We start from the raw sequence: 23,965 nt of genomic DNA on the forward strand, positions 1-23,965 counted from the left end.
TCAACAGGTGGCACCCTCCCCCAACCCCCGGACCCCAGATCCCGGTCCCGCAGGCCGGCTCGGCATCTGGTTCATCGGCGCGCGCGGTTCGCTCGCGACCACCGCGACCATCGGCCTCAGCGCGCTCGCGGCCCACCTGACCGACGAGACCGGCTGCGTCTGCGCCCATCCCGACCTCGACGCGCGCGGCCTCCCGGCCTACGGCGACATCGTCGTGGGCGGGCACGACATCGACACCCTCCCGCTCGTCAAGCAGGCCGAGCGCCTGGTGGCCGGCGGCGTCGTACCGGGCGTCCTCGCGCACCAGGTGGGTGCCGAGCTCGACGCCACCGAGGCCCGGCTCCGCCCGGGCGTCCGCCACGGCGAGTCCACCGACCAGCGCGCCGACGTGGAGCGTCTCGCGGCCGACATCCGCGACTTCGCCGCGGCCGTCGACCGCGTGGTCGTCATCGACGTCTCGAGCACCGAGCCGCCGCACGACGCCGGCACCGACGCCGACACGTGGGAGGGCCTGGAGGCCGCGTGGGCGGCCGGCCGGGCGCCGCTGTCCCCGAGCTCGGTCTACGCCTGCGCCGCGATGCTGGCCGGGGCGGCCTACGTCGCCTTCACCCCGAGCCCCGGCATCGAGGTCCCCGCCCTGCGCGAGCTCGCCGCTGAGCGCGGACTCCCCTACGCCGGCAGCGACGGCAAGACCGGGGAGACGCTCGTGAAGTCGGCGCTGGCGCCGATGTTCTCCAGCAGGTCGCTGGCCGTGCGGTCGTGGACCTCCATCAACCTCCTCGGTGGCGGCGACGGCTCGACGCTGGCCGACCCCGCCGCCCGCGAGAGCAAGACCAGCACCAAGCGCTCGGGCCTCGAGTCGATGCTCGGCCACCCTGTGCCAGGACCGATGCACATCGACTACGTCGAGGACCTCGGCGACTGGAAGACCGCGTGGGACCACGTCCGCTTCGACGGCTTCCTCGGCACCCGGATGACGATGCAGTTCACCTGGGAGGGCTGCGACTCGGCCCTCGCGGCGCCGCTGGTGCTCGACCTCGCCCGCCTCACCGCGCGCGCGATGGCCGTCGGGGAGACCGGACCGCTGGCCGCGCTCGGCTTCTTCTTCAAGCAGCCGATCGGTTCGCAGGAGCACCGACTCGCGCAGCAGTGGGACGCCCTGCTCGCCTGGTCGACGGCATGCGCCGACCGGGTGACGACGTGAGGGTCGGCGACCTCGTCGAGCTGACCCGGGCCCCCGCCGCGTTCTCCATCCCCGGTGACGCGTGGTCCGGCGCGGCGCACGCGGCCGTGTCCGGGCGGGGCTGGGCGATGCCGCTCGCGTCGACCTGCCTCTACTGGTCCGGGATGGCGTTCAACGACTGGTGCGACCGCCACGTCGACGCCGAGGAGCGTCCCGAGCGCCCGATCCCCTCGGGCCGCGTCAGCCCGGACACCGCCCTCGCCGTGGCCGCCGGGCTCGGTGCCGCCGGCCTCGGCATCGCCGCCCTCGTGGGCGGTCGCTCGGCCGTCGCGGTCGGCGTTCCGCTCGCCCTGATGGTGGCGGTCTACGACGCCGCGGCGAAGGACGCCGCGGTCGGCCCCCTCGCGATGGCGTCGACCCGCGGCCTCGACGTCCTCCTCGGTGCCCACGCCTCACCCGCGAGCGCCTGGCAGCCCGCCCTCGCGATGACCGCGCACACCGCGGGCCTGACCTGGCTCAGCCGCGGCGAGGTCCACGGCACCCGACCGGAGGTCGCGGGTGCGGTGACGGCCGGCACCCTCGCGGTGGCCGCCGCGACGGCCCACGCCGCCTTCCACGACCCGCACGCCGGACGCCTCGCCCGCGCGAGCGGTGTCGGCCTGTCAGCGGCCTACGCCGTCGTGGTCGGCCGCGCCCAGGCCCGGGCCGCCCAGCAGCCGACGGCGGACGCCGCCCGCGCCGCCACCCGCACCGGGATCGGCGGGTTCTCGCTCCTGCAGGGCGCCTGGCTGGCCCGTCGCGGCCGACTGGTCGCCGCGGCGACCGTCGTCGGCGCCGGTCCCGCCTACCGCGCCCTCTCGCGCCGGTGGAGCCCGACGTGAGCGGGCTGCGCCTGGGCTACGGCAGCAACGGCTTCTCCGGCCACCGGTTCCCCGACGCCTGCGAGGTGATCGCCGGCCTCGGCTACGACGGCGTGGCCCTCACCCTCGACCAGCCGCACCTCGATCCCTTCGCCGACGACGCGGTCGCCCAGACCGCGCGCGCCGCGAAGTCGCTCGCCGACCACGGCCTGGCGGTCGTGATCGAGACGGGCTCGCGCTACGTCCTCGACCCGTGGCACAAGCACGAGCCCACCCTGGTCAGCGACGGCGACCGCGGCCCGCGGGTCGAGCTGCTGACCCGCGCCGTGCGCATCGCGTCGGAGCTCGGCGCCGAGGCGATGTCGTGCTGGTCGGGCGTGCTGCCCGAGGGGACCGCCGCCGAGGAGGGCTGGCGCCGTCTCACCGACGGCCTCGGCCCCGTCCTCGACCTCGCGCACGAGCTCGGGGTCACCGTCTGCTTCGAGCCCGAGCCGGGCATGCACGTCGACACGGTCGACGAGGCCCTCGAGCTGCGCCGCCGCCTCGGGGAGCCCGACCACCTCCGGCTGACCCTCGACCTGGGCCACCTCGTGTGCAACGAGCCGCGCACCCCGGAGGAGTCCGTCGCCGTCGCCGGCGCCCTCATCGGCAACGTGCAGGTCGACGACATGGTGCGTGACGTGCACGAGCACCTCGAGCTCGGCACCGGCACCCTCGACCTCGATGCCGTCCTCCGCGCGCTCCTGGCCACCGGCTTCACCGGCCTGGCCAGCGTGGAGCTCCCCCGCCACTCACACGCGGCACCGACGGTGGCCGCGCGACAGATCACCGCCCTGCGCGCGTCGCTCGAGCGCATCGGCGCGGAAGGAGACCGACCGTGACAGCCATCCAGCCGCTCGCCGACCCCAGCGTCGTCGAGGCCGCCCTCGACGAGGGCGCGCATGAGCAGTGGCGGGCCCTCGAGGACGAGGTCGCCGCCGACCCGGCCCGCCTCGGCCGCGTCTTCCCGGCCGCCGCGCGGAAGACCGGGCGGGGCCCGCTGCCCGGCGCCGACGGCGTGCTGCTCGAGGACGCCGTACGCGTCTCGCTCGTGCGGTCCGCAGCGCGCTCGCTCGACCCCGAGGCGCTGCTGGCCGAGCTGCGCGAGGTCTACCGCTACGGCGACAGCGACGAGAAGCGCGCGGTCCTGCACGCCCTCAACGGCGCCGACGACGAGCTCGACGGGACCGACCTGCTCCTCGACGCGCTGCGCACCAACGACACCCGCCTCGTCGCCGCGGCCATGGGCCCCCACAGCGACCGGCTCGACGCCGACGCCTGGCGCCAGGGCGTGCTCAAGTGCCTCTTCACCGGCGTCCCGGTCTCCTCGGTCACCGGGCTCGCTCGCCGCGCCGACCGCGAGCTGGCGGAGATGGTGCAGCGCTACCAGCGCGAGCGCGAGGCCGCCGGGCGTGACGTCCCCCTCGACGTGCAGGTCGTCCTCGACGCCTGCGCCGCCTCCCCCGAGCAGAACCGGCAGAAGGACTCCTGATGCGCATCTTCGACCCCCACATCCACATGACGTCGCGCACCACCGACGACTACGAGGCGATGCACGCCGCCGGCGTCCGCGCGCTCGTCGAGCCGGCGTTCTGGCTGGGCCAGCCCCGCACCTCCGTCGGCTCGTTCACCGACTACTTCGACGCCCTCGTGGGCTGGGAGCGGTTCCGGGCCGCGCAGTTCGGCATCGCCCACCACTGCACGATCGCGCTCAACCCCAAGGAGGCCAACGACCCGAGGTGTGCCGAGGTGCTCGACGTGCTCCCGCGCTACCTCGCCAAGGACGGCGTCGTCGCCGTCGGCGAGGTCGGCTTCGACTCGATGACGGTCGAGGAGGAGAAGGCGTTCGTGCGGCAGCTGGAGCTGGCCGTGGAGTTCGAGCTGCCCGCGATGGTCCACACGCCCCATCGCGACAAGGAGCAAGGCACCCGCCGCACCCTCGAGCTGGTCACCGAGTCGGGCCTCGCGCCCGGGATGGTCGTGGTCGACCACCTCAACGAGGTCACCGTCGACCAGGTCGACGACGCCGGCTGCTGGATGGGCTTCTCGATCTACCCCGACACCAAGATGGACGAGCACCGCATGGTCGCGATCCTCCAGCGTCGGGGCCTGGACCGCGTGCTGGTGAACTCCGCCGCCGACTGGGGCCGCAGCGACCCGCTCAAGACCGCGAAGACCGGCGCGGCGATGCTCGAGGCGGGCTTCTCCGCCGACGACGTCGACCGCGTCCTGTGGCGCAACCCGATCGAGTTCTTCGGCCAGAGCGGACGGCTGCTGGTCGACCCCGACCTCACCGACGACGCGGGCGCCGACGCCGACTCCTCCCCCGATTCGTCGGCGACCTTCGAGGGCAACTCCATCCTGCGCGGGTCCCGGGACTGACGATGCGGCTGCGCCATCCCGACGGCACCGTCGTCCACCTCGGCTACGGCACCAACGTGCTGCCCGCCGAGGACGTCGACGGGCTCATCGCCCAGGTGGGCACCTACGGCGACCGGCTGCGCCAGCACCTCGGGACCGACCGCGTCGGTCTCGGGATGTGGCTCCCCGCGGCCGCCGCGCGGCGGCTCGCCTCCGACCTCGACGCCGTCGCCCGGCTGCGCGAGGCGATCGACGAGCACGGCGTGGAGATCGTCACCCTCAACGCATTCCCCTACGCCGCGTTCCAGGACGAGGTCGTCAAGAAGCGCGTCTACCACCCGACCTGGGCCGAGCGGGCCCGGCTCGACTACACCCTCGACGTCGCGCGGGTACTCGCCGCGCTGCTGCCCGACGACGCCGCGCGCGGCAGCATCTCGACGCTCCCGCTGGCCTGGCGCGCCCCGTGGCTGGCCGACCGCCAGGCCCAGGCCGAGCTGCACCTCAAGGCGCTGGCCGAGGGGCTGGCCGAGGTCGAGGCGGAGACCGGCCGCACGGTGCGCGTGGCCTTCGAGCCCGAGCCCGGCTGCGTCGTCGAGACCATCGCCGAGGCGGTCGACCGGCTCGACGCCGCCGACCGCGAACGCATCGGCGTCTGCCTGGACCTCTGCCACCTCGCTGTCGGCTTCGAGGACGCCTCCGACGCGCTCGCCCGGCTCGACGCCGCCGGTCTCGACGTCGTCAAGGTGCAGCCCGCCGCCGCCCTGGTCGTGGACGACCCGGCCGACCCGGAGGCGCGCGCCGCGCTGACGTCGTACTCCGAGGACCGCTTCCTGCACCAGGTGCGCCAGCGGGCGGGCCAGCGGCTCGCGTCGCGTGACGACCTGCCCGACGCGCTCGAGGGCCGCCGGCCGCTCGACGACCGGTCGCCGTGGCGGGTGCACTTCCACGTGCCGGTCCACGCCGACCCGGCCCCTCCGCTGCGCAACAGCCGCGACGACCTGCGGGCCTCGCTCGCCGCCCTCCTCGGCGGCGACACCGCCCGCACCGACCACCTCGAGGTCGAGACCTACACCTGGTCCGTGCTGCCCGACGGCGCCCCCGCCGACGACGACGCCCTCGCCGCCGGCCTCGCCGCCGAGCTGGCGTGGGTGCGCGACGAGCTCGTCGGGCTCGGCCTCACCCCGCTCGACTGACAACCCATCCCCCACCCGGATCCCCCTTCCAGCCCCCATTCCAGACAGGACGCCACCGTGGCCCACCCCAAGCTGCTCGTCGTCGACCTCGTCGGCCTCACCCCCGACCTGCTCCAGCACATGCCGCGGCTGCGCCGCCTCGCCGACCAGGGCTCCCAGGCCACCCTCGAGCCGATCCTCCCCGCCGTGACGTGCTCGGTGCAGTCGACCTTCCTCACCGGCCTGCCGCCCTCGGGGCACGGCGCCGTGGGCAACGGGTGGTACTTCCGCGAGCTGGGCGAGGTGTTCCTCTGGCGCCAGCACAACAAGCTCGTCGACGGAGAGAAGGTCTGGGAGACGATCCGGCGCGAGCGTCCCGACTACACCGTCGCCAACGTCTGCTGGTGGTACGCGATGGGCATGACCACCGACTACACGGTCACGCCGCGGCCGATCTACTACGCCGACGGCAAGAAGGCCCCCGACTGCTACACCCGCCCGCCGGAGCTGCACGACGAGCTCGTCGGCGCGCTCGGCGAGTTCCCGCTGTTCACCTACTGGGGTCCGACCGCCGCGATCGCCTCCAGCGAGTGGATCATCGCGGCCACCCGCCGGCTGATGCCGCGCAGCGACCTGACCCTCTGCTACGTCCCGCACCTCGACTACGACCTCCAGCGCTTCGGCCCCGACGCACCCGAGGCGGCGAAGGCCGCCAGCGACATCGACGCCGCCCTCGCCCCGCTCCTCGACGACGCCGAGCGCACCGGTGTCACCGTGCTGGTGCTGTCGGAGTACGGCATCACCGACGCCGACCAGCCCGTCGACGTCAACCGGATGCTCCGTCGCAGCGGGCTCCTCGAGGTCTACACGCAGGACGGCATGGAGTACCTCGACCCCTGGACCTCGCGCGCCTTCGCAGTCGCCGACCACCAGGTCGCCCACGTCTACGTCGACGACCCCGCCGACCTCGAGACGGTGCGCGGGATCTGCGCCGATCTTCCCGGCGTCGACCAGGTGCTCGACCGCAGCGCCCAGGCGGCGTACGGCCTCGACCACGAGCGCTCCGGCGACCTGGTGCTGGTCGCCGACGAGACCGCGTGGTTCACCTACTACTACTGGCTCGACGACGCGCGTGCTCCCGACTTCGCGCGCGGGGTGGAGATCCACCGCAAGCCCGGCTACGACCCCGCCGAGCTGTTCTTCGACCCCGAGGACAAGGCAGTCAAGCTCAAGGCCGGCCTCACCCTCGCGAAGAAGATGGCCGGCCTGCGCTACGCGATGAAGGTCGTCCCCCTCGACCCGTCGCCGGTGCGCGGCACGCACGGACGACTGCCCAAGGACCCCACGCTCGGCCCGATGCTCGTGTGCAGCACCCCCGGCGCGGTCGCCGGGTCGGTGCCCGCCACGGACGTGCGCGACCTGATGCTGAGGCTCGCCGGCACGTCTTGACGTCAAGAAATCCGACCCCGGTGTCGCGGACGCGTCGAGCGCGGACCAGAATCTGGTCATGCGCCTGGACCACGTCAGCTTCGCCGCCGGACCTGATGGACTTGCCAGCACCGCCCAGCGCATCGGGGGGCTGCTCGGCACCGAGTTCGTCGACGGGGGGATCCATCCCCGCTTCGGCACCCGCAACATGACCCTGCCGCTGGTCGGCGACATCTACATGGAGATCGTCGAGGTCCTCGACCACCCGGCCAGCGACAAGGCGCCGTTCGGTCAGGCCGTCCGCGCCCGCTCGGCCCTCGGCGGCGGCTGGATGGGCTGGGTCGTCTCGGTCGACGACATCACCCAGATCGAGGCGCGGCTCGGTCGCGAGGCGGTCAAGGGCAACCGTCGCCGTCCCGACGGGACCGAGCTGCTCTGGCAGCAGATCGGCGTCAACGGGCTGCTGTCCGACCCGCAGCTGCCGTTCTTCATCCAGTGGCAGTCCTCCCCCGACCTCCACCCCAGCAACGGCGCGACCGGCGAGTACTCCCTCGACTGCCTCGAGATCGCCGGCGACCCGCAGCGGGTCAGCGAGTGGCTCGGCGAGACCGTCGAGGCGCCGCTCGAGGACGTGAAGGTCGAGTGGGTCGCCCCCAACGGCACCCCCGGCATCGTCGCCGTCCAGCTCCAGACCCCCAACGGGCTCGTCCGCATTTGAGACGAGCAGCGGCGAGCGAGGAACGAGCTCGTCGCGTGCGCTCGGCCAGGTCGAGCAAGCCCCACGGCCGAGGGACGAGGCCGTGACGGGCGCGTCGAGATCGAGCGTCCGGCCCTCCCCGAACATCTGGAACACCCCCGAGCTCTACGAGCTCGAGAACCGCGCCGCCGACCCCCACGACCGCATCGCCACCGCGATGCGCGAGATCGGCGACTGGGCCGGGCGCACCCTCCTCGACGTCGGGTGCGGCAGCGGCTTCCACCTCCCGCTGTGGGCCCGGACGGCGGCGCAGGTGGTCGGCGTGGAGCCGCACCCGCCCCTGGTCGCGCTCGCCCGTCGTCGTACGCGCTCGCTCCCCCACGTCCGCGTCCTCGAGGGCGGTGCGCAGGCCCTGCCCCTGCCCGACGCGTCCGTCGACGTCGTGCACGCCCGCTGGGCCTACTTCTTCGGCCCCGGCAGCGAGCCCGGGCTCCGTGAGCTCGACCGGGTCGTACGCCGCGGGGGCACGGCGTTCGTGATCGACAACGACCCGACCCGGTCCACCTTCGGCCGGTGGTTCCGCCGCGGCTTCCCCGAGGTCGACCCCGACGCGGTCGAGCGCTTCTGGTCGATGCACGGCTGGCAGCGGCGCCCGATCGACATGGGCTGGTCCTTCGCCTCGCGCGAGGACCTCGAGTCCGTCGTCCGCATCGAGCTGCCGCCCGAGGCGGCCGAGGACGCGCTCGCCTCGCACTCCGGGACCGAGGTCGACTACGCGGTCAACCTCTGGTGGCGCCGCTACTGAGCGACGACCGGCCCGGCCGGCTGGCTCGACTCGCGGATCGCCAGCGTCGGCTCGAGGAGCACGCCCCGGGTCTCCACCGGCTGGTGCGACAGCAGCGCGCGCAGGTTGCGCACGATCTCGACCGCCACGTCCTCGAGCGGCTGGCGCACGGACGTGAGGCCCACCGGGTAGACCTGCGCGACCTGGGAGTCGTCGAAGCCGACCACGGCGATGTCGCGACCGGGGGCGAGCTGGCGGATCCAGAGCGTGTGGAGCACGCCCATCGCGAGGGTGTCGGACGCGCAGACGAACGCCGTCGGGGCGGACTCGTCGAGCAGGACGGCCGCGGCCTCGGCGCCGCTGTGCACGACGTCCTCGACGCGGGAGGCCATGCCGGTGGTGGACAGGCCGTTGGCGTGCATCGTGCGCACCCAGCCGGAGCGGCGGTCCTCACCGATCGGGGAGTCCTTGCGCCAGCCGATCCACGCGATGCGGGTGTGGCCGCGGTCGATGAGGTGCTGGGTCGCGAGCGCGATGCCCGCTGCGCCGTCGACGTCGACCCACACGTGGCGGGCCTCGTCGTCGTGCCAGGGCCGACCGAAGGCGACGAAGGGCGCGCGCTGCTGGCTCAGCCAGGCGGCCTGCGGATTGCCGAGGTAGGTGTCGGTGACGACGAAGGCGTCCACGGCCGTGGAGCGGAGCAGGTTGTCGTAGCCACCGACCGGGTCCTCGTCGTCGCCGGGGAAGAGGAGCACGTGGTAGCCGACCTCCTCGCTGGCCTCGACGAGGGAGTGCACGAAGCGGTCCATCGCGGCGTTGGCGGTGCCCTCCTGGGCGGGGGCGAAGCGCATGCCGATCAGCGACGACGTACGGGTGCGGAGGTTGCGGGCGGCGCGGTTGGGCGAGTAGCCGAGCTCGGCGATCGTCTGGCGCACCCGCTCCAGGGTGTCGGGACGCAGCAGGTCGGGGTTGTTGACCGCGTTGGAGACGGTCTGGCGCGAGACGCCGGCCCGCTCGGCGACGTCGGCGAGGGTCGGCGGCGTCACCGGCAACGTGCCGCTCTTGCGGTGCTCAGTGCGCGCCATGGCTCCCCCTCCCGATCGACCTAGATCGATCCAATCGAGGTGAGCATAAGCCCCGACCTACGTCGCGCACGCCTACCCGGCGGGTGAGGTTCTAGCGCGCGGCGGGCGTCGCGGTGTCGGTGCGCTCACCTAGCGTGGGGCCCATGTCGACCAAGACCGCCCGGACACGCTCCTCCTACCGCTGCTCCGAGTGCGGGTGGGAGACGGCCAAGTGGGTCGGCCGGTGCGGCGAGTGCCAGGCGTGGGGGTCCGTCGCCGAGGCCGGTGCCCCGACCCTGCGCGCCGCGGCGGGACCGGTCTCCACGCCGGCGGTGCCCATCGGCCAGGTCACCACCACCGAGTCGGTCGCGCGGTCCAGCGGCGTGCCCGAGCTCGACCGCGTGCTCGGCGGCGGCCTGGTGCCGGGCGCGGCGATCCTGCTGGCCGGCGAGCCGGGTGTCGGCAAGAGCACCCTGCTGCTCGAGGTGGCCGCGCAGACCGCGCGCACCCGGCAGCGCACCCTCTACGTCACCGGCGAGGAGTCGGCCGCCCAGGTGCGGCTGCGCGCCGACCGCACGGGGGGCGTGCATGACGAGCTGTTCCTCGCCGCCGAGACCGACCTCGGGGCGCTGCTCACCCACATCGAGGACGTACGCCCCACACTGCTCGTCGTCGACTCGGTGCAGACCATCGGCGCCTCGGGCATCGACGGCGTGCCGGGCGGGGTGACCCAGGTCAAGGAGGTCGCCGCCGCGCTGATCCGCGTCGCCAAGACCCGCAACATCACCACCGTGCTCGTCGGCCACGTCACCAAGGACGGCTCGATCGCCGGCCCGCGGGTGCTCGAGCACCTCGTCGACGTGGTCCTCCACTTCGAGGGCGACCGCAACTCCCGCTTCCGCATGGTCCGCGCCATGAAGAACCGCTACGGCCCGGTCGACGAGGTGGGCTGCTTCGACCTGTCCTCCGAGGGCATCTCCGCCGTCACCGACCCGACCGGGCTCTTCGTCGAGCACCACACCCAGGACGTCTCCGGCACCTGCGTCGCGGTCACGATGGAAGGACGCCGTCCGCTCCTGGCCGAGGTGCAGGCGCTGCTCTCCCCCTCGCCCCTCGAGCGGCCGCGCCGCACGGTGTCGGGCGTGGAGACGTCGCGGGTCGACATGGTGCTCGCCGTCCTCCAGCGGCACGCCCGCCTGCGGATCGCCGGGAGCGACACCTTCGTCGCCACTGTCGGTGGGGCCAGGCTGCACGACCCGGCGGCCGACCTGGCCATCGCCGTGGCCGTGGCCAGCTCCCACCTCGGTGTGCCGCCGCCGCGTGGTGCGGTGGCCATCGGCGAGATCGGCCTGGCCGGCGAGCTGCGGCGCGTGCGCGACCTGCCGCAGCGCATCGCCGAGGCGTCACGGCTCGGCTTCAAGGTCGCCGTCGTGCCCCGCGGCCGGGCCCTTCCGAGCGAGCGCGGGATCCCGTCACGACGCATGGTCGACGACCTCCGGGTGGTCGAGGTCGACGACGTCGTGGGCGCGCTGCTCACCCTCGGCCTCGTGCCGCCCAACTGACGGAGGGCTCCCCGACCGTCCGCCCGGCGCCGCTCGGCGGAAAGGATCGGTGGATCGGGTCCGCCCACCCCTACACTTCACCCGATGGCGCACGGGGGCGCGCCCGAGGAGAGAGCACGTGGAGGGACCGGTGGCAGAGCGCATCGACGAGCAGCTGAGGCTGCGCGCGACTTTGGCGTCGATCGCACCGGGCACACCGCTGCGCGACGGGCTCGAACGGATCCTGCGCGGACGCACCGGCGCCCTGATCGTGCTGGGCCAGGACAAGGTCGTCGAGTCGATCGCGACCGGCGGGTTCACCCTCGACGTGCCGTTCACCGCGACGGGCCTGCGCGAGCTGGCCAAGATGGACGGCGCGATCATCCTCGACAAGGACATCACCCGCGTCCACCGCGCTGCGGTGCACCTGATGCCCGACCACACGATCCCGTCCGAGGAGACCGGCACCCGGCACCGCACCGCGGAGCGCGTGGCGAAGCAGACCGGCCACCCGGTCATCTCGGTGTCGCAGTCGATGCAGATCATCGCCGCCTACGTCGGCGACATCCGCCACGTGCTCGAGGACTCCGGCAAGATCCTGTCCCGCGCCAACCAGGCCCTCGCCACGCTCGAGCGCTACAAGCTGCGTCTCGACGAGGTCTCCGCGACGCTGTCCGCCCTGGAGATCGAGGACCTCGTGACCGTCCGCGACGTCGCGGTCGTGGCCCAGCGCCTGGAGATGGTCATCCGGATCGCCCGCGAGATCGAGGACTACGTCCTCGAGCTCGGCACCGACGGCCGCCTGCTCTCCCTCCAGCTCGAGGAGCTGGTGACCGGCGTCGACGCCGAGCGCGACCTCGTCGTGCGCGACTACCTGCCCGGGGGCCGGCGCCGCCTCGCCAGCCCGGCCTCCCACATCGCCGAGCTCGAGACGCTCTCGCCCACCGAGCTCGTCGACCCGGCCTCGGTGGCCCGCGCCATCGGCCTCGGGGGCGCCGAGCACCTCGACGCCGCCGTCGCCCCGCGTGGCTACCGCCTCCTCGCCAAGGTGCCCCGCCTCCCCGCCGCCGTCGTCGACCGCCTCGTCGACCACTTCGGCGGCCTCCAGCAGCTGCTCTCCGCCGGCATCGACGACCTCCAGGCCGTCGACGGCGTCGGCGAGCTCCGCGCCCGCAGCGTGCGCGAGGGTCTCTCCCGCCTCGCCGAGTCGAGCATCACCGAGCGCTACATCTGAGACGCGCAGCCGGCCGCGAGGAACGAGCGGACGGCGTGGGCGCGGCCAGGTCGAGCAAGCACCGCGGCTGAGGCACGAAGCCGCGACGTGCGCGTCGAGATTGAGACGCGCAGCCGGCCGCGAGGAACGAGCGGACGGCGTGGGCGCGGCGGCGGTGGCCCAGCCACCTTTCCCGGCCGGTGGCGTACGCCCGCCCGAGGGCCACGACCGCCACCCGCGCGACGTACGACGCCTCAGCCGGCGAGCAGGACCGCGACGCCCGAGCCGAGGTTGAGCATCACGAACCCGACCGCCACGACTACGGCGATGAAGGCCGGGTAGCGGCCGCGGGGCTCGCCGAGGTGCACCGCCCGGCGCCCGTAGAGCACGGCGGGGACGGCGGGCAGGGCGAAGACCAGCAGCGCGGGCACCCCCGCAGCCACCATCACCCACAGCTCGGCGGGCTGGTCGCCGCCGGACGGGTGGCCCAGCGCCGAGGCCACGCCCTCCCCGACGACGAAGGCGAGGACGAAGGTCACGACGAAGCCGAGCAGGGACCACCAGGCCCGGCGCAGGTTGGTGGCGGCTTCGGCCTCGAGAGGGGTGCGGTGGGTGGTCATGTCGCTCATCCCAGGACGAGCACGAGGACGACGAACGCGAGCACCGCGGCCAGCGAGAGGACCAGGCCGAGCTCGGCCCGCGACTCGCGGGGACCGCCGCGCGCCCAGTAGTAGCCGATCGGTACGCCGAGGAGCCCGACCGGGAGCCAGACCAGGCCCGCCACGCGCGCCCAGTCGGGCGGGTCGAAGCCGTCGGCGATGCTCAGGACGTACGCGTAGGCGACCGCGAGCGCGAAGGCGACACCGAGCACGAGGGTGACGCTGCCCGCCACCGAGGCGCCTGGGAGGGCGCTGCGCGGCGTGCGCTGCTGCTGCTGGGTGAACATCGGCCCACCTCCTGTGACACCTCCAGCATCGCGCGCGCCGAAGACCGGCCACAGGGCCGAAGGACCCGATCAGGGGGTGCGGGCGGGAGGCTCAGCCGGCGGAGTTGCCGGCGCCGTCCTCGCCGGGCGTGTGCGCGGTGTCGCCGTTCTTCTCGTCCTTGCCGCCCTGCGGCTGCGGGTCGGCAGTCGTGGTGACGACCCCGGGCTGCGGGGCGACGAGCTCGAACTGCACGTCGGTGGCGTCGCCCCCGAGGGCAGCAGCCTGGACGTGGTACCACCCGAGGCCGGCCCAGTCGGTCCACTTCGTGCAGCCCTCGTCGGAGCGCTTGGCCGACCAGGTCACGACGACCGGTGCGTCAACGGCCTGGCGGACCACCACGTCCTGCGGCGGGATCGACGCCGGGCACTCGCGGCTGCTCCAGATGTAGTCGTCGCCCGAGGTGATCGTGACCGTCATCGTCTCCGGCGAGGCCTGCCACGTGCAGGCCTCGGCGACGAGGGTGCGCAGGTTGATCGTGATCGGGACGTCGGCGCCACCGGCGGCGGACGTCAGGGCCGGCGTGGCGACGATGTCGGACTCCGTGCAGGGCCCGGTCGGCTCGGCCAGCACCGGCTCCGGGGGCACGGTCTCCTCGACGCGGTCCTTCTTGCCCTTGCCGCCCTTCTTGCCGGTCGGCGCCACCTCGATGGTCGGACCGGCCGTGGGTGCGGCCACCGTCGCCTCGGTCGTCGCGCCGGCCTGCGTCGCCTTCGCGGTCGACCCGTCCTTGCCGTCGGCCGACCCGCCGAGCACGCGGGCGATCACGACGACGAGCAGCAGCGGGACGGCGAGCACCACGAGCCGACGGGTCCAGTAGACCCTGGCCGGCAACGGCCCCCGCGGTCGTACGGTCGTCGGCATGGGCTCAGGTTAGGTAGCCACCGGCCCGTCTCGGCGGAGGCGCACCGGCTCACCTACGATCACCGCGATGGACGAGCCCGCCCGCACCGCGCTGCACGACGCCGTGCTCGACTGGTACGACGACCACGCGCGCGAGCTGCCGTGGCGCGGGCTGTCCGCCACGCCGTGGTCGGTGATGGTCAGCGAGTTCATGCTCCAGCAGACCCCGGTGGCGCGTGTCCTGCCGGCGCACGCCGCCTGGCTGGAGCGGTGGCCCACCCCGGCCGCGCTGGCCGACGACCCCACCGGCGAGGCCGTCCGGATGTGGGGCCGGCTCGGCTACCCTCGCCGCGCGCTCCGCCTCCACGCGGCGGCCACGGCCATCGTCGAGCGCCACGGCGGTGAGGTGCCGGCGTCGTACGACGACCTGCTCGCGCTGCCCGGCATCGGCGACTACACCGCCGCGGCCATCGCCAGCTTCGCCTTCGGCCAGCGCCACGTCGTGCTCGACACCAACGTCCGTCGGGTCCTGACCCGGGCCGTCTCCGGGCGAGAGCTCCCTGCGCCGGCCGTCACCCGCGCCGAGCGCGACGTCGCGACGGCGCTGCTGCCCGACGACCCCGCGACGGCCGCGACCTGGGCGGTGGCGACGATGGAGCTCGGCGCGCTCGTGTGCACCGCGCGCCAACCCGCCTGCGAGGCCTGCCCCATCGCCACGGACTGCACGTGGCGCGGCGCCGGCTTCCCGGCGTACGACGGGCCGCCCCGCCGCGGGCAGGCGTGGGCGGGCACCGACCGGCAGTGCCGCGGCCGGATCCTTGCCCTCGCCCGCGAGGCCGACGCGGTGGGGCCGGCGCAGGTGGAGGCCGCGTGGCCCGACGCCGAGCAGCGCGAGCGGTGCCTGGCCGGCCTGGTCGCCGACGGCCTCCTGACGCAGATCACCCCGGGGCGCTGGGCGCTCCCGGGGTGATCAGGTGACGATCAGGCTCCGTCGATCAGGAGTCGGTCGCCTTGGGCACGTCGGTCGGGCCGGCCGAGTCGTCGGGACCGTCGCCGCCCGGACCCTCGACGACCGTCTCCAGCGGCGGCATGTCGGGGACCGTGGAGTTCTTCTGGCCGCGGAAGGTGAACTTCGCCTCCACGCCCTCGCCCTCCACGTCGACCAGGACGATCTGGCCGGGACCGACCTCGCCGAAGAGCATCTTCTCGGCGAGCACGTCCTCGATCTCGCGCTGCACCGTGCGACGCAGCGGACGGGCACCGAGGACCGGGTCGAAGCCGCGCTCGGCCAGCAGGTCCTTGGCGGGCTGCGTGAGCTCGAGGGACATGTCGCGGTCCTTGAGCCGCAGCTCCACCGCGTCGATCATGTTGTCGACCATCGCGATGATCTGCTCGCGCGAGAGCGGCGGGAAGACCACGATCTCGTCGACACGGTTGAGGAACTCGGGGCGGAAGTGCTGCTTGAGCTCCTCCGACACCTTGCTCTTCATCCGGTCGTAGGAGCCGGCGGCGTCGCCGGTCTGCCCGAAACCGAGGTTGACGCTCTTGGAGATGTCACGCGTACCGAGGTTGGTCGTCATGATGATGACGGTGTTCTTGAAGTCGACGACGCGACCCTGCGAATCCGTCAGGCGACCTTCCTCGAGGATCTGCAACAGGCTGTTGAAGATGTCGGGATGGGCCTTTTCGACCTCGTCGAAGAGAACGACGGAGAACGGCTTGCGGCGCACCTTCTCGGTGAGCTGGCCGCCCTCTTCATAACCGACGTAGCCGGGAGGCGAGCCGAACAGTCGCGACACGGTGTGCTTCTCGGAGAACTCGCTCATGTCGAGCTGGATGAGCGCGTCCTCGTCACCGAAGAGGAACTCCGCGAGCGTCTTGGACAGCCACGTCTTGCCGACGCCGGACGGGCCGGCGAAGATGAACGAGCCACCGGGGCGCTTGGGGTCCTTGAGCCCGGCGCGCGTACGACGGATCGCGCGGGAGAGCGCCTTGACGGCCTCCTCCTGCCCGATGACGCGCTTGTGGAGCTCGTCCTCCATCTTGAGCAGACGGGTGGACTCCTCCTCCGAGAGCTTGACGATCGGGATGCCCGTGGCCACGGCCAGGACCTCCGCGATCAGCTCCTCGTCGACCTCGGCGATCTCGTCGAGGTCACCGGCACGCCACTGCTTCTCGCGCTCGGCACGGCGGGCGGAGAGCTGCTTCTCCTCGTCGCGCAGGCGGGCCGCGGCCTCGAAGTCCTGCCCGTCGATGGCGGCCTCCTTGCGCTGGCGCACGTCGGCGATCTTCTCGTCGTACTCGCGCAGGTCCGGCGGCGCGGTCATCCGGCGGATGCGCAGTCGCGAACCCGCCTCGTCGATGAGGTCGATCGCCTTGTCCGGCAGGAACCGGTCGGAGATGTAGCGGTCGGCCAGCGTCGCCGCGGAGACCAGGGCCTCGTCGGTGATCGTGACGCGGTGGTGCGCCTCGTAGCGGTCGCGCAGACCCTTGAGCATCTCGATGGTGTGCGCGATCGAGGGCTCCTGCACCTGGATCGGCTGGAAGCGGCGCTCGAGCGCGGCGTCCTTCTCGAGGTACTTGCGGTATTCATCAAGCGTGGTGGCGCCGATGGTCTGCAGCTCGCCGCGGGCCAGCATCGGCTTGAGGATGCTGGCGGCGTCGATCGCGCCCTCGGCCGCGCCCGCACCGACGAGGGTGTGGATCTCGTCGATGAAGAGCACGATGTCGCCGCGGGTGCGGATCTCCTTGAGCACCTTCTTGAGGCGCTCCTCGAAGTCACCGCGGTAGCGCGAGCCGGCGACCAGCGCGCCGAGGTCGAGCGTGTAGATCTGCTTGTCCTTCAGCGTCTCGGGCACGTTGCCCTTGACGATGTCCTGCGCCAGGCCGGCCACGATGGTGGTCTTGCCGACGCCGGGCTCACCGATGAGGACCGGGTTGTTCTTCGTGCGGCGCGACAGGATCTGCATCACGCGCTCGATCTCCTGCTCGCGCCCGATGACGGGGTCGAGCTTGCCCTCGCGCGCGGCCTGGGTGAGGTTCTGGCCGAACTGGTCGAGGACCAGCGAGCTCGACGGGGCCTCCCCGCCGGAGCCGGAGGTCTGGGCACCCGCGGAGGCCGACTCCTTGCCCTGAAAGCCGCTGAGCAGCTGGATGACCTGCTGGCGGACCCGGTTGAGGTCGGCGCCGAGCTTTTGCAGGACCTGGGCCGCGACGCCCTCGCCCTCCCGGATCAGGCCGAGCAGGATGTGCTCGGTGCCGATGTAGGAGTGGCCGAGCTGGAGCGCCTCGCGCAGCGAGAGCTCGAGCACCTTCTTGGCGCGCGGCGTGAACGGGATGTGGCCGGACGGGGCCTGCTGGCCCTGGCCGATGATCTCCTCGACCTGGGCGCGCACGGCCTCCAGGGAGATGTCGAGGGACTCGAGGGCCTTGGCGGCGACGCCCTCGCCCTCGTGGATGAGGCCGAGCAGGATGTGCTCGGTCCCGATGTAGTTGTGGGAGAGCATGCGGGCCTCTTCCTGGGCCAGCACGACAACTCGCCGGGCTCGGTCGGTGAACCGCTCGAACATGTGCGCTCCTCTACGTCTGCGTGGTCCACGGGTCCGGCGCGGGCGCCGGGATGCGGACACTGGGCTCAACGCCCGACATCAGCCTACGTGTTCCCACCCCGCTCACCAGAGCGTCCGCTCACAGCGAACGGGGTGGGACCCGATCAGTGGGCCGCGTCGTAGGCCTGCTGCACGTCTGCGGAGATGCGGCCGCGCTCGGAGACCTCCATGCCCTGCGCCTTGGCCCACTCGCGCACGTCCTTGGTGTTGGACGACGAGGAGGACGACGAGCCGCCGGAGGAGCGGCGCGCGCGACGGCCGCCGCCGGTGACCTTGCGGGCGTGGCCGACGTAGCCGCTCAGGGCCTCGCGGAGGGAGGCAGCGTTGGCGTCGTTGAGGTCGATCTCGTAGGTGGTGCCGTCGAGTCCGAAGGAGACGGTCTCGGTGGCCTCGGTGCCGTCGAGGTCGTCGACGAGAACAATGTTGACCTTTTGTGCCATCGTGAATTCCTTTGCTTTCGTGCGCTCTCGGCTAAACGCGTGAATGCAGTGTGGCAGCAACCGCCGATGCGCACAAAAGAGTCAGGAATTCCCTGACGGATCCGGAGACAATTGCTTCAGGAATTGCGCTCGAATACCAGCCGGAGTCCTTGAAGGGTCAGCCACGGGGAATGCTCGGTGAAGCATTCACAATCATCGACGACGAGCGCGGCCAAATGCCCGGTGGAGATCACGGTGACGTCGTCCGGGGAAACTCCGAGCTCGGCGATCATGCGTGCCACCAGGCCCTCGACCTGCGCCGCGACGCCGAACACCATGCCGCTCTGCAGCGCCTCGACCGTGTTCTTGGCGATCACCGACCGCGGGCGGGCGAGCTCGACCTTGCGCAGCTGCGCGCCGCGACGCCCGAGCGCCTCCAGCGAGATCTCGATGCCGGGCGAGATCGCCCCGCCGACGTACTGGCCCTTGCCGTTGACGACGTCGAACGTCGTCGCGGTGCCGAAGTCGACGACGATCGCGGGGCCGCCGTAGAGCTCCGCCGCGGCCAGCGAGTTGACGATGCGGTCGGTGCCCACCTCGCGGGGGTTGTCCATCAGGACCGGGATGCCGGTGCGCACGCCGGGCTCGACGACGATGGCGCTCACCCCGCCGAGGTGGCGCTCGAGCATCTCGCGCCACTCGTGCAGGACCGCCGGGACCGTCGCGCACAGGGCGACTCCGTCGACGTCGTCGAACCGCTCGGCCAGCAGCCCGCGGAGCAGGACCGACCACTCGTCGGCGGTGCGGCGCTCGTCGCTGTTGACCCGCCAGTGGGCGGTCACCTCCTCGCCGTCGAGCAGGCCGACGAAGGTGTGGCTGTTGCCGATGTCGACCGCGAGCAGGCTCATGCGGACCGGTCCACGAGGTCGAGGCCGATGTCGAAGACGACCACCGAGTGGGTGAGCGCCCCGACCGAGACGAAGTCGACGCCGGTCGCCCCGATCCGCGCGGCGCGCTCGAGGGTGATGCCGCCGCTCGCCTCCAGCGGCACGCGCCCGGCCGTACGTCGTACGGCGTCCGCCATCAGCTCGTCGGTCATGTTGTCGAGCAGGATCCGCTCCGGGGGCTCGGGCAGCGCGAGCAGCTCGTCGAGCTGGTCGAGCGTCGTCACCTCGACCTCGACCGGCAGGCCGGGGTGGCGACCGCGGATGGCCTCGAGGGCGGGCAGCACTCCCCCGGCGGCGATGACGTGGTTGTCCTTGACCATCGCCATGTCCTGGAGGCTGGAGCGGTGGTTGACGCCGCCGCCGCAGCGCACGGCGTACTTCTGGAGCGCGCGGAGGCCGGGCAGCGTCTTGCGGGTGTCGAGCACCCGCGTCGGGGAGCCTTCGAGCGCCTCGACCCAGCGGGCCGTGGCCGTCGCGATGCCGGAGAGGTGGCAGGCGAGGTTGAGGGCGGTGCGCTCGGCGACGAGCATCCGCTGGGTCAGGCCCTCCACGCGCATCACGACGTCGCCCTTCGCGACGCGGGTGCCGTCGGCGACCCGGTCGGTGACGGTCGCGTCGGCGCCGACGGCGAAGAAGGCGGTCGCGGCGACGCCGAGCCCGGCCACGACACCCGGCTCGCGGGCGGCGAGGACCGCCTCGCCGCGCGCCTCGGACGAGATGGTCGAGGCGCTCGTCGGGTCGTCCATCCGCGCGTCCGGCAGGTCCTCGGCGAGGGCGCGGCGCACCACGTCCCAGACGTGGTCCTCGTCCAGCCCGCTCGCGGCGAGGTCGGCCCGCACGTCGCTCGGAACGTCGTCGATGCTCGTCATGCGGGGACCTCCGCGGTGGACGGGTCGGTGGACGGCGCGTAGGTCCACTCCACCGCGACGCGGCCGTCGTCGTCCAGCCACGAGTCGACGTGGCCGGCCTTCGTGTCGTCGCGGTCGGGGTGGTCCTCGCGCCAGTGGGAGCCGCGGGTCTCGGTGCGCAGCGCCGCGGCCTCGGCCAGCGCGGTGCTGACGGTGAGCAGGTTGGTGGTCTCCCAGGCGGGCGTCCCGGCGTCCGCCTCGCCGTGCTCCAGCGAGCCCAGCGTCGCGAGCGCCTCGCCGAGGCCCGTCGCGTGGCGCAGGACGCCGACCCGGGTGGTCATCGTCTCCTGCATCGACCGGCGGCGGTCGCCGGAGACGAGGCCCTCGGGGCGCTCGTCGGGGACCGGTGCGGCCCAGTCGCGCAGCTCGCCGGGCAGCACGTCGGCGATGCGGCGGGAGAACACCAGTCCCTCGAGCAGCGAGTTGGACGCCAGCCGGTTGGCGCCGTGCACGCCGGAGCAGGCGACCTCACCGGTGGCGTAGAGGCCCGGGACCGTCGTACGCCCCCACAGGTCGGTGGCCACGCCGCCGGACGCGTAGTGCTGGGCCGGGGCGACCGGGACCAGCTCGGTCACCGGGTCGACGCCGTGCTCGCGGCACACGCCCAGGATGGTGGGGAACCTCCGGCGCCAGAAGTCGGCGCCCAGGTGGCGGGCGTCGAGCCACATGTGCGGCCGACCGGTCTCGATCATCCGGCGGGTGATCGCCTTGGCGACGACGTCGCGCGGGGCGAGGTCGGCGAGCGGGTGCTCGCCCTGCATGAAGCGGTGGCCCTCGTCGTCGACGAGGAACGCCCCCTCGCCGCGCACCGCCTCGGAGATCAGCGGCTGCTGGCCCTGGGAGTCGGGGCCGAGCCACATCACGGTCGGGTGGAACTGGACGAACTCGAGGTCGCGCAGCCGGGCGCCGGCGCGCATCGCGAGGGCCATCCCGTCCCCGGTGGACACGCTCGGGTTGGTGGACTGGCTGAAGACCTGGCCCAGGCCCCCGGAGGCGAGCACGACCGCCCGGCAGTGGACCGCACCCACGCCGTCGTGCTGGCCCTCGCCGAGCACGTGCAGCGTGAGCCCCGCGACGCCCCCGTCGGCCGCGCGGAGCAGGTCGACGGCCAGTGCGTGCTGGATGACCTCGATCTCCGGCGCCCGCTCGACCGCGGCGATGAGCGCGCGCTGGATCTCCGCGCCGGTGGCGTCGCCGCCGGCGTGGGCGATCCGGTCGCGGTGGTGGCCGCCCTCGCGGGTCAGCGACAGCTCACCGTCGGGGTGGTGGTCGAACTGCGTGCCGAGGGCGATCAGCTCGTGGACCGCGGCGGGGCCCTCGGTCACCAGGACCCGGACGGCCTCGACGTCGCAGGCACCGGCTCCGGCGACGAGGGTGTCGCGCTCGTGCTGCTCGGGGGTGTCCCCCGGTCCGAGCGCGGCGGCGATCCCGCCCTGGGCCCACTGGGTCGACCCGGCCGCGAGGACGTCCTTGGTGACCACGAGCAGGCGCAGCGAGGGATCGGCGGCGTGGATGCGGAGCGCGGCGGTGAGCCCGGCGATGCCGGAGCCGACCACCACCACGTCGGCGCGGGTGGTCCAGCCGGGGGCCGGGGCACGGAGACGGCCCGGGACCGGCTGGTGGAGGCTCATCCGCGCAGGCTATCGAGCGACGAGGTCGCCGCGGGACAGCGTCTCGTCGCCGAAGGTGTCGGCGGGGTCGGAGCCGGTGCCCATGACCTTGTTGTCGGCGTCGACGAAGACGACGTGGGGCTTGAGCTCCCTGGCCTCGGCGGTGTCCATCTGGCCGTAGCCGATGAGGATGACCGTGTCGCCGGGGTGCACCAGCCGGGCCGCGGCCCCGTTGATGCCGATCACGCCCGAGCCGCGCTCGCCGGCGATCGTGTAGGTCTCCAGGCGGGCTCCGTTGGTGACGTCGACGATGTGCACGAGCTCGCCGGCCAGCAGGTCGGCGGCGTCGAGCAGGTCCTCGTCGACGGTGACCGACCCGACGTAGTGCAGGTCGGCCTGGGTCACCGTGGCGCGGTGGATCTTGGACTTCATCATGGTGCGCAGCATCAGCTGTTCCTTCCAGAGGTGGTCGAGGCCGCGAGCGCGGTCCCCGCCGGTGGTGCCGATCGTTCGAAGGTGATCTGCATGTTGTCGATCAGGCGCGTGGTGCCGACCCGGGCGGCGACCAGGATCCGGCCCTCGCCGGCCTCGGGCGGCTCGCCGAGGTCGACCGAGGTGAGCGCGAGGTAGTCGAGCTCGAGGCCCGCCTCGGCCTTGAGGACCGACATCGCGGCCCAGCGGGCGGCAGGAACGCCGTACGCCGCCCGTTCCTGCGCCGCCCGCAGCGCCCGGCTCAGGGCCGTCGCCGCCCGCCGCTCGTCGGCGTCGAGGTAGCGGTTGCGGCTGGAGAGGGCCAGGCCGTCGGGCTCGCGCACCGTCTCGGCGCCGACGACCTCGATCCCCATGCAGAGGTCGCTGACCATGCGGCGGATGAGGGCGAGCTGCTGGTAGTCCTTCTGCCCGAAGACCGCCACGTCGGGGCGCACCAGGCCGAACAGCTTGGCGACGACGGTCAGCACGCCGTCGAAGTGGCCCGGGCGCGAGGCGCCGTCGAGGATCGTGGCGAGCGCGCCGGGAGAGACGGTGACCCCGTCGTGGACGGAGTCGTGGCTGAAGCCGCCGGGGTACATCTCCTCGACGCCGGGCGCGAAGACGACGTCGACCCCCTCGGCCGCACAGACCTCGAGGTCGGCGTCGAGGGTGCGGGGGTAGCGGTCGAGGTCCTCGGTGGGGGCGAACTGCATCGGGTTGACGAAGATGCTGACCACGACGGGTCCGCCGGTGGCGGCGCGGGCGGTGCGGATCAGGCTGGCGTGACCGTCGTGGAGGGCGCCCATGGTGGGCACGAACGCGATCCGTTCGCCGGCGCGGCGGGCGTCGGCGAGCAGGCCGGCCAGCTCCTCGCGGGTCGACGCGAGGGCGGGGGTCCTGGTCATCGAGCCTGCCGGTCGCGGGGGGTCGGGGCCTCCGCCGCGTCGAGGACGCGCAGCATCGCGGCGGCACGGATGGGCAGCAGCCGGCCGTCGGTGACGGCCCGGTCCAGGGTGGCCCGCGCCATGGCGACGTACGACGGCAGCGTCTGCGGGGCGGTCGCGCGCAGGTCGGTGACGTGGGCGCGGACGGTCTCCACGTCGCCGCGCACGATCGGTCCGGTCAGGGCGGCGTCGCCGTCCTCGAGCGCGTTGTCGAGCGCGGCGGTCAGCAGCGGGCGCAGGGTGGCGGCGGGGTCGGCCGCACCGGCGGCGGACAGGATCTCCATCGCCTCGGAGACCAGCGTGACGAGGTGGTTGGCGCCGTGGGCGAGACCCGCGTGGTAGAGCGTCCGGAGGTCCTCGCGCACCCACATGGGGGTGCCGCCGAGGTCGGCGACGAGCGACTCCGCGAGCGCCCGGTCCTCCGCGTCCGAGGTCACCCCGAAGACGCAGCCGGTGAGGCGCGGCAGGTCGACCTCGGTCCCGGTGAACGTCATCGCCGGGTGCAGGGCCAGGATGCGGGAAAGGACCGCGCGGGCGGGCTCGAGCACGGCCAGCCCGTGACGTCCGCTCGTGTGCACCACGACCTGACCCGCGTGGATCGCTCCGCTCGCGCTGAGCACCGTGACGACGTTGGAGAGCATGTCGTCGGGCACGGTGAGCAGCAGCAGGTCGCTGGTCCGGGCGACGTCGGTCGGCTTCGCGACCGTGACACCGGGCAGCAGGGCGTCGATGCGACCCCGTGAGGCGTCGGACTCGCCCGCGGCGGCGACCACGTCGTGGCCCGCGGCGCGGAGGGCTGCGGCCAGGACGGCGCCGACGCGACCGGCGCCGATCACACCGACGCCGAACGTCGGGTGGGACGCCGGGCGGCGGACAGGGTCGTGCGTCAT

At 73.3% G+C, this 23,965-nt stretch carries 24 protein-coding genes; 12 read left to right on the forward strand and 12 right to left on the reverse strand.

Going from position 1 to position 23,965, the window contains the following annotated elements; all coding sequences use genetic code 11:
• The first annotated feature begins 7 nt into the window (after window positions 1-7).
• The 9 genes from NCI01_RS08160 to NCI01_RS08200 all read left to right on the forward strand — a co-directional run bounded on the left by NCI01_RS08160 (window position 8) and on the right by NCI01_RS08200 (window position 8,545).
• Window positions 8-1,204 carry an inositol-3-phosphate synthase gene (locus NCI01_RS08160; RefSeq protein WP_254180978.1) on the forward strand — a complete coding sequence of 399 codons (1,197 nt, stop codon included), beginning with the start codon at window positions 8-10 and terminating at the stop codon, window positions 1,202-1,204.
• Window positions 1,201-2,064 (forward strand): SCO3242 family prenyltransferase, encoded by an 864-nt coding sequence (locus NCI01_RS08165; RefSeq protein WP_254180979.1) that lies wholly within the window; start codon window positions 1,201-1,203, stop codon window positions 2,062-2,064. Before NCI01_RS08160 ends, NCI01_RS08165 begins: the two co-directional genes overlap by 4 nt.
• Window positions 2,061-2,924, forward strand: coding sequence for a sugar phosphate isomerase/epimerase family protein (locus tag NCI01_RS08170; protein WP_254180980.1), 864 nt, complete (start codon window positions 2,061-2,063; stop codon window positions 2,922-2,924). Before NCI01_RS08165 ends, NCI01_RS08170 begins: the two co-directional genes overlap by 4 nt.
• Entirely contained in the window at window positions 2,921-3,574 is a 654-nt protein-coding gene (locus NCI01_RS08175) for an EboA domain-containing protein (protein WP_254180981.1), read from the forward strand. Before NCI01_RS08170 ends, NCI01_RS08175 begins: the two co-directional genes overlap by 4 nt.
• A complete protein-coding gene (locus NCI01_RS08180) occupies window positions 3,574-4,464 on the forward strand; it encodes a TatD family hydrolase (RefSeq protein WP_254180982.1) in 891 nt (296 codons plus the stop codon). The genes NCI01_RS08175 and NCI01_RS08180 overlap by 1 nt, the downstream gene beginning before the upstream one ends.
• Window positions 4,465-4,466: 2 nt before the next feature.
• A complete protein-coding gene (eboE, locus tag NCI01_RS08185; protein ID WP_254180983.1) occupies window positions 4,467-5,636 on the forward strand; it encodes a metabolite traffic protein EboE in 1,170 nt (389 codons plus the stop codon).
• A gap of 57 nt (window positions 5,637-5,693) precedes the next feature.
• Window positions 5,694-7,064: an alkaline phosphatase family protein gene (locus NCI01_RS08190; RefSeq protein WP_254180984.1), complete on the forward strand. Its 1,371-nt coding sequence runs from the start codon at window positions 5,694-5,696 to the stop codon at window positions 7,062-7,064.
• 58 nt (window positions 7,065-7,122) lie between these two features.
• Complete coding sequence (locus NCI01_RS08195; protein WP_254180985.1) at window positions 7,123-7,761, forward strand: VOC family protein; 639 nt, start codon at window positions 7,123-7,125, stop codon at window positions 7,759-7,761.
• An 82-nt stretch (window positions 7,762-7,843) separates the two neighbouring features.
• The gene (locus NCI01_RS08200) at window positions 7,844-8,545 is read left to right on the forward strand and encodes a class I SAM-dependent methyltransferase (RefSeq protein ID WP_254180986.1); all 702 of its coding nucleotides are present in this window, start codon (window positions 7,844-7,846) and stop codon (window positions 8,543-8,545) included.
• Here the strand turns inward: NCI01_RS08200 and NCI01_RS08205 are convergent.
• Complete coding sequence (locus NCI01_RS08205; protein ID WP_254180987.1) at window positions 8,539-9,609, reverse strand: LacI family DNA-binding transcriptional regulator; 1,071 nt, start codon at window positions 9,607-9,609, stop codon at window positions 8,539-8,541. The genes NCI01_RS08200 and NCI01_RS08205 overlap by 7 nt on opposite strands.
• Before the next feature lie 143 nt (window positions 9,610-9,752).
• Here NCI01_RS08205 and radA point away from each other — a divergent pair, with 143 nt between their 5' ends.
• Entirely contained in the window at window positions 9,753-11,150 is a 1,398-nt protein-coding gene (gene radA / locus NCI01_RS08210) for a DNA repair protein RadA (RefSeq protein WP_254180988.1), read from the forward strand.
• A 130-nt stretch (window positions 11,151-11,280) separates the two neighbouring features.
• On the forward strand, window positions 11,281-12,363 hold the full coding sequence (gene disA, locus NCI01_RS08215; protein ID WP_254180989.1) for a DNA integrity scanning diadenylate cyclase DisA: 1,083 nt from the start codon (window positions 11,281-11,283) through the stop codon (window positions 12,361-12,363).
• A 233-nt stretch (window positions 12,364-12,596) separates the two neighbouring features.
• Here disA and NCI01_RS08220 read toward each other — a convergent pair whose 3' ends face one another.
• From NCI01_RS08220 to NCI01_RS08230, 3 genes are all read right to left on the reverse strand, one after another.
• The gene (locus tag NCI01_RS08220; protein WP_254180990.1) at window positions 12,597-12,962 is read right to left on the reverse strand and encodes a hypothetical protein; all 366 of its coding nucleotides are present in this window, start codon (window positions 12,960-12,962) and stop codon (window positions 12,597-12,599) included.
• A gap of 5 nt (window positions 12,963-12,967) precedes the next feature.
• Window positions 12,968-13,288, reverse strand: coding sequence for a hypothetical protein (locus tag NCI01_RS08225; protein WP_254180991.1), 321 nt, complete (start codon window positions 13,286-13,288; stop codon window positions 12,968-12,970).
• Between the two features lie 91 nt (window positions 13,289-13,379).
• Window positions 13,380-14,189, reverse strand: a complete 810-nt coding sequence (locus tag NCI01_RS08230) for a hypothetical protein (RefSeq protein ID WP_254180992.1) — start codon at window positions 14,187-14,189, stop codon at window positions 13,380-13,382.
• A 67-nt stretch (window positions 14,190-14,256) separates the two neighbouring features.
• Here NCI01_RS08230 and NCI01_RS08235 point away from each other — a divergent pair, with 67 nt between their 5' ends.
• Window positions 14,257-15,138 carry an iron-sulfur binding domain-containing protein gene (locus NCI01_RS08235; RefSeq protein ID WP_254180993.1) on the forward strand — a complete coding sequence of 294 codons (882 nt, stop codon included), beginning with the start codon at window positions 14,257-14,259 and terminating at the stop codon, window positions 15,136-15,138.
• Window positions 15,139-15,163: 25 nt separating this feature from the next.
• Here NCI01_RS08235 and NCI01_RS08240 read toward each other — a convergent pair whose 3' ends face one another.
• The 8 genes from NCI01_RS08240 to NCI01_RS08275 form a co-directional block, all read right to left on the reverse strand.
• Entirely contained in the window at window positions 15,164-17,737 is a 2,574-nt protein-coding gene (locus NCI01_RS08240) for an ATP-dependent Clp protease ATP-binding subunit (RefSeq protein ID WP_254180994.1), read from the reverse strand.
• A gap of 143 nt (window positions 17,738-17,880) precedes the next feature.
• Window positions 17,881-18,216, reverse strand: coding sequence for a histone-like nucleoid-structuring protein Lsr2 (locus tag NCI01_RS08245; protein WP_254180995.1), 336 nt, complete (start codon window positions 18,214-18,216; stop codon window positions 17,881-17,883).
• A gap of 116 nt (window positions 18,217-18,332) precedes the next feature.
• On the reverse strand, window positions 18,333-19,103 hold the full coding sequence (locus NCI01_RS08250; protein ID WP_254180996.1) for a type III pantothenate kinase: 771 nt from the start codon (window positions 19,101-19,103) through the stop codon (window positions 18,333-18,335).
• Window positions 19,100-20,011 carry a carboxylating nicotinate-nucleotide diphosphorylase gene (nadC, locus tag NCI01_RS08255; RefSeq protein WP_254180997.1) on the reverse strand — a complete coding sequence of 304 codons (912 nt, stop codon included), beginning with the start codon at window positions 20,009-20,011 and terminating at the stop codon, window positions 19,100-19,102. Before nadC ends, NCI01_RS08250 begins: the two co-directional genes overlap by 4 nt.
• A complete protein-coding gene (locus tag NCI01_RS08260; protein ID WP_254180998.1) occupies window positions 20,008-21,681 on the reverse strand; it encodes an L-aspartate oxidase in 1,674 nt (557 codons plus the stop codon). The genes nadC and NCI01_RS08260 overlap by 4 nt, the downstream gene beginning before the upstream one ends.
• 9 nt (window positions 21,682-21,690) lie before the next feature.
• Window positions 21,691-22,107, reverse strand: coding sequence for an aspartate 1-decarboxylase (gene panD, locus NCI01_RS08265; RefSeq protein WP_254180999.1), 417 nt, complete (start codon window positions 22,105-22,107; stop codon window positions 21,691-21,693).
• Complete coding sequence (gene panC, locus NCI01_RS08270; protein ID WP_254181000.1) at window positions 22,107-23,036, reverse strand: pantoate--beta-alanine ligase; 930 nt, start codon at window positions 23,034-23,036, stop codon at window positions 22,107-22,109. Before panC ends, panD begins: the two co-directional genes overlap by 1 nt.
• Complete coding sequence (locus NCI01_RS08275) at window positions 23,033-23,965, reverse strand: Rossmann-like and DUF2520 domain-containing protein (RefSeq protein ID WP_254181001.1); 933 nt, start codon at window positions 23,963-23,965, stop codon at window positions 23,033-23,035. The genes panC and NCI01_RS08275 overlap by 4 nt, the downstream gene beginning before the upstream one ends.

The sequence above is a fragment of the Nocardioides pinisoli genome, assembly GCF_024199985.1.
In the GTDB taxonomy this organism is placed as follows: Bacteria; Actinomycetota; Actinomycetes; order Propionibacteriales; family Nocardioidaceae; genus Nocardioides; species Nocardioides pinisoli.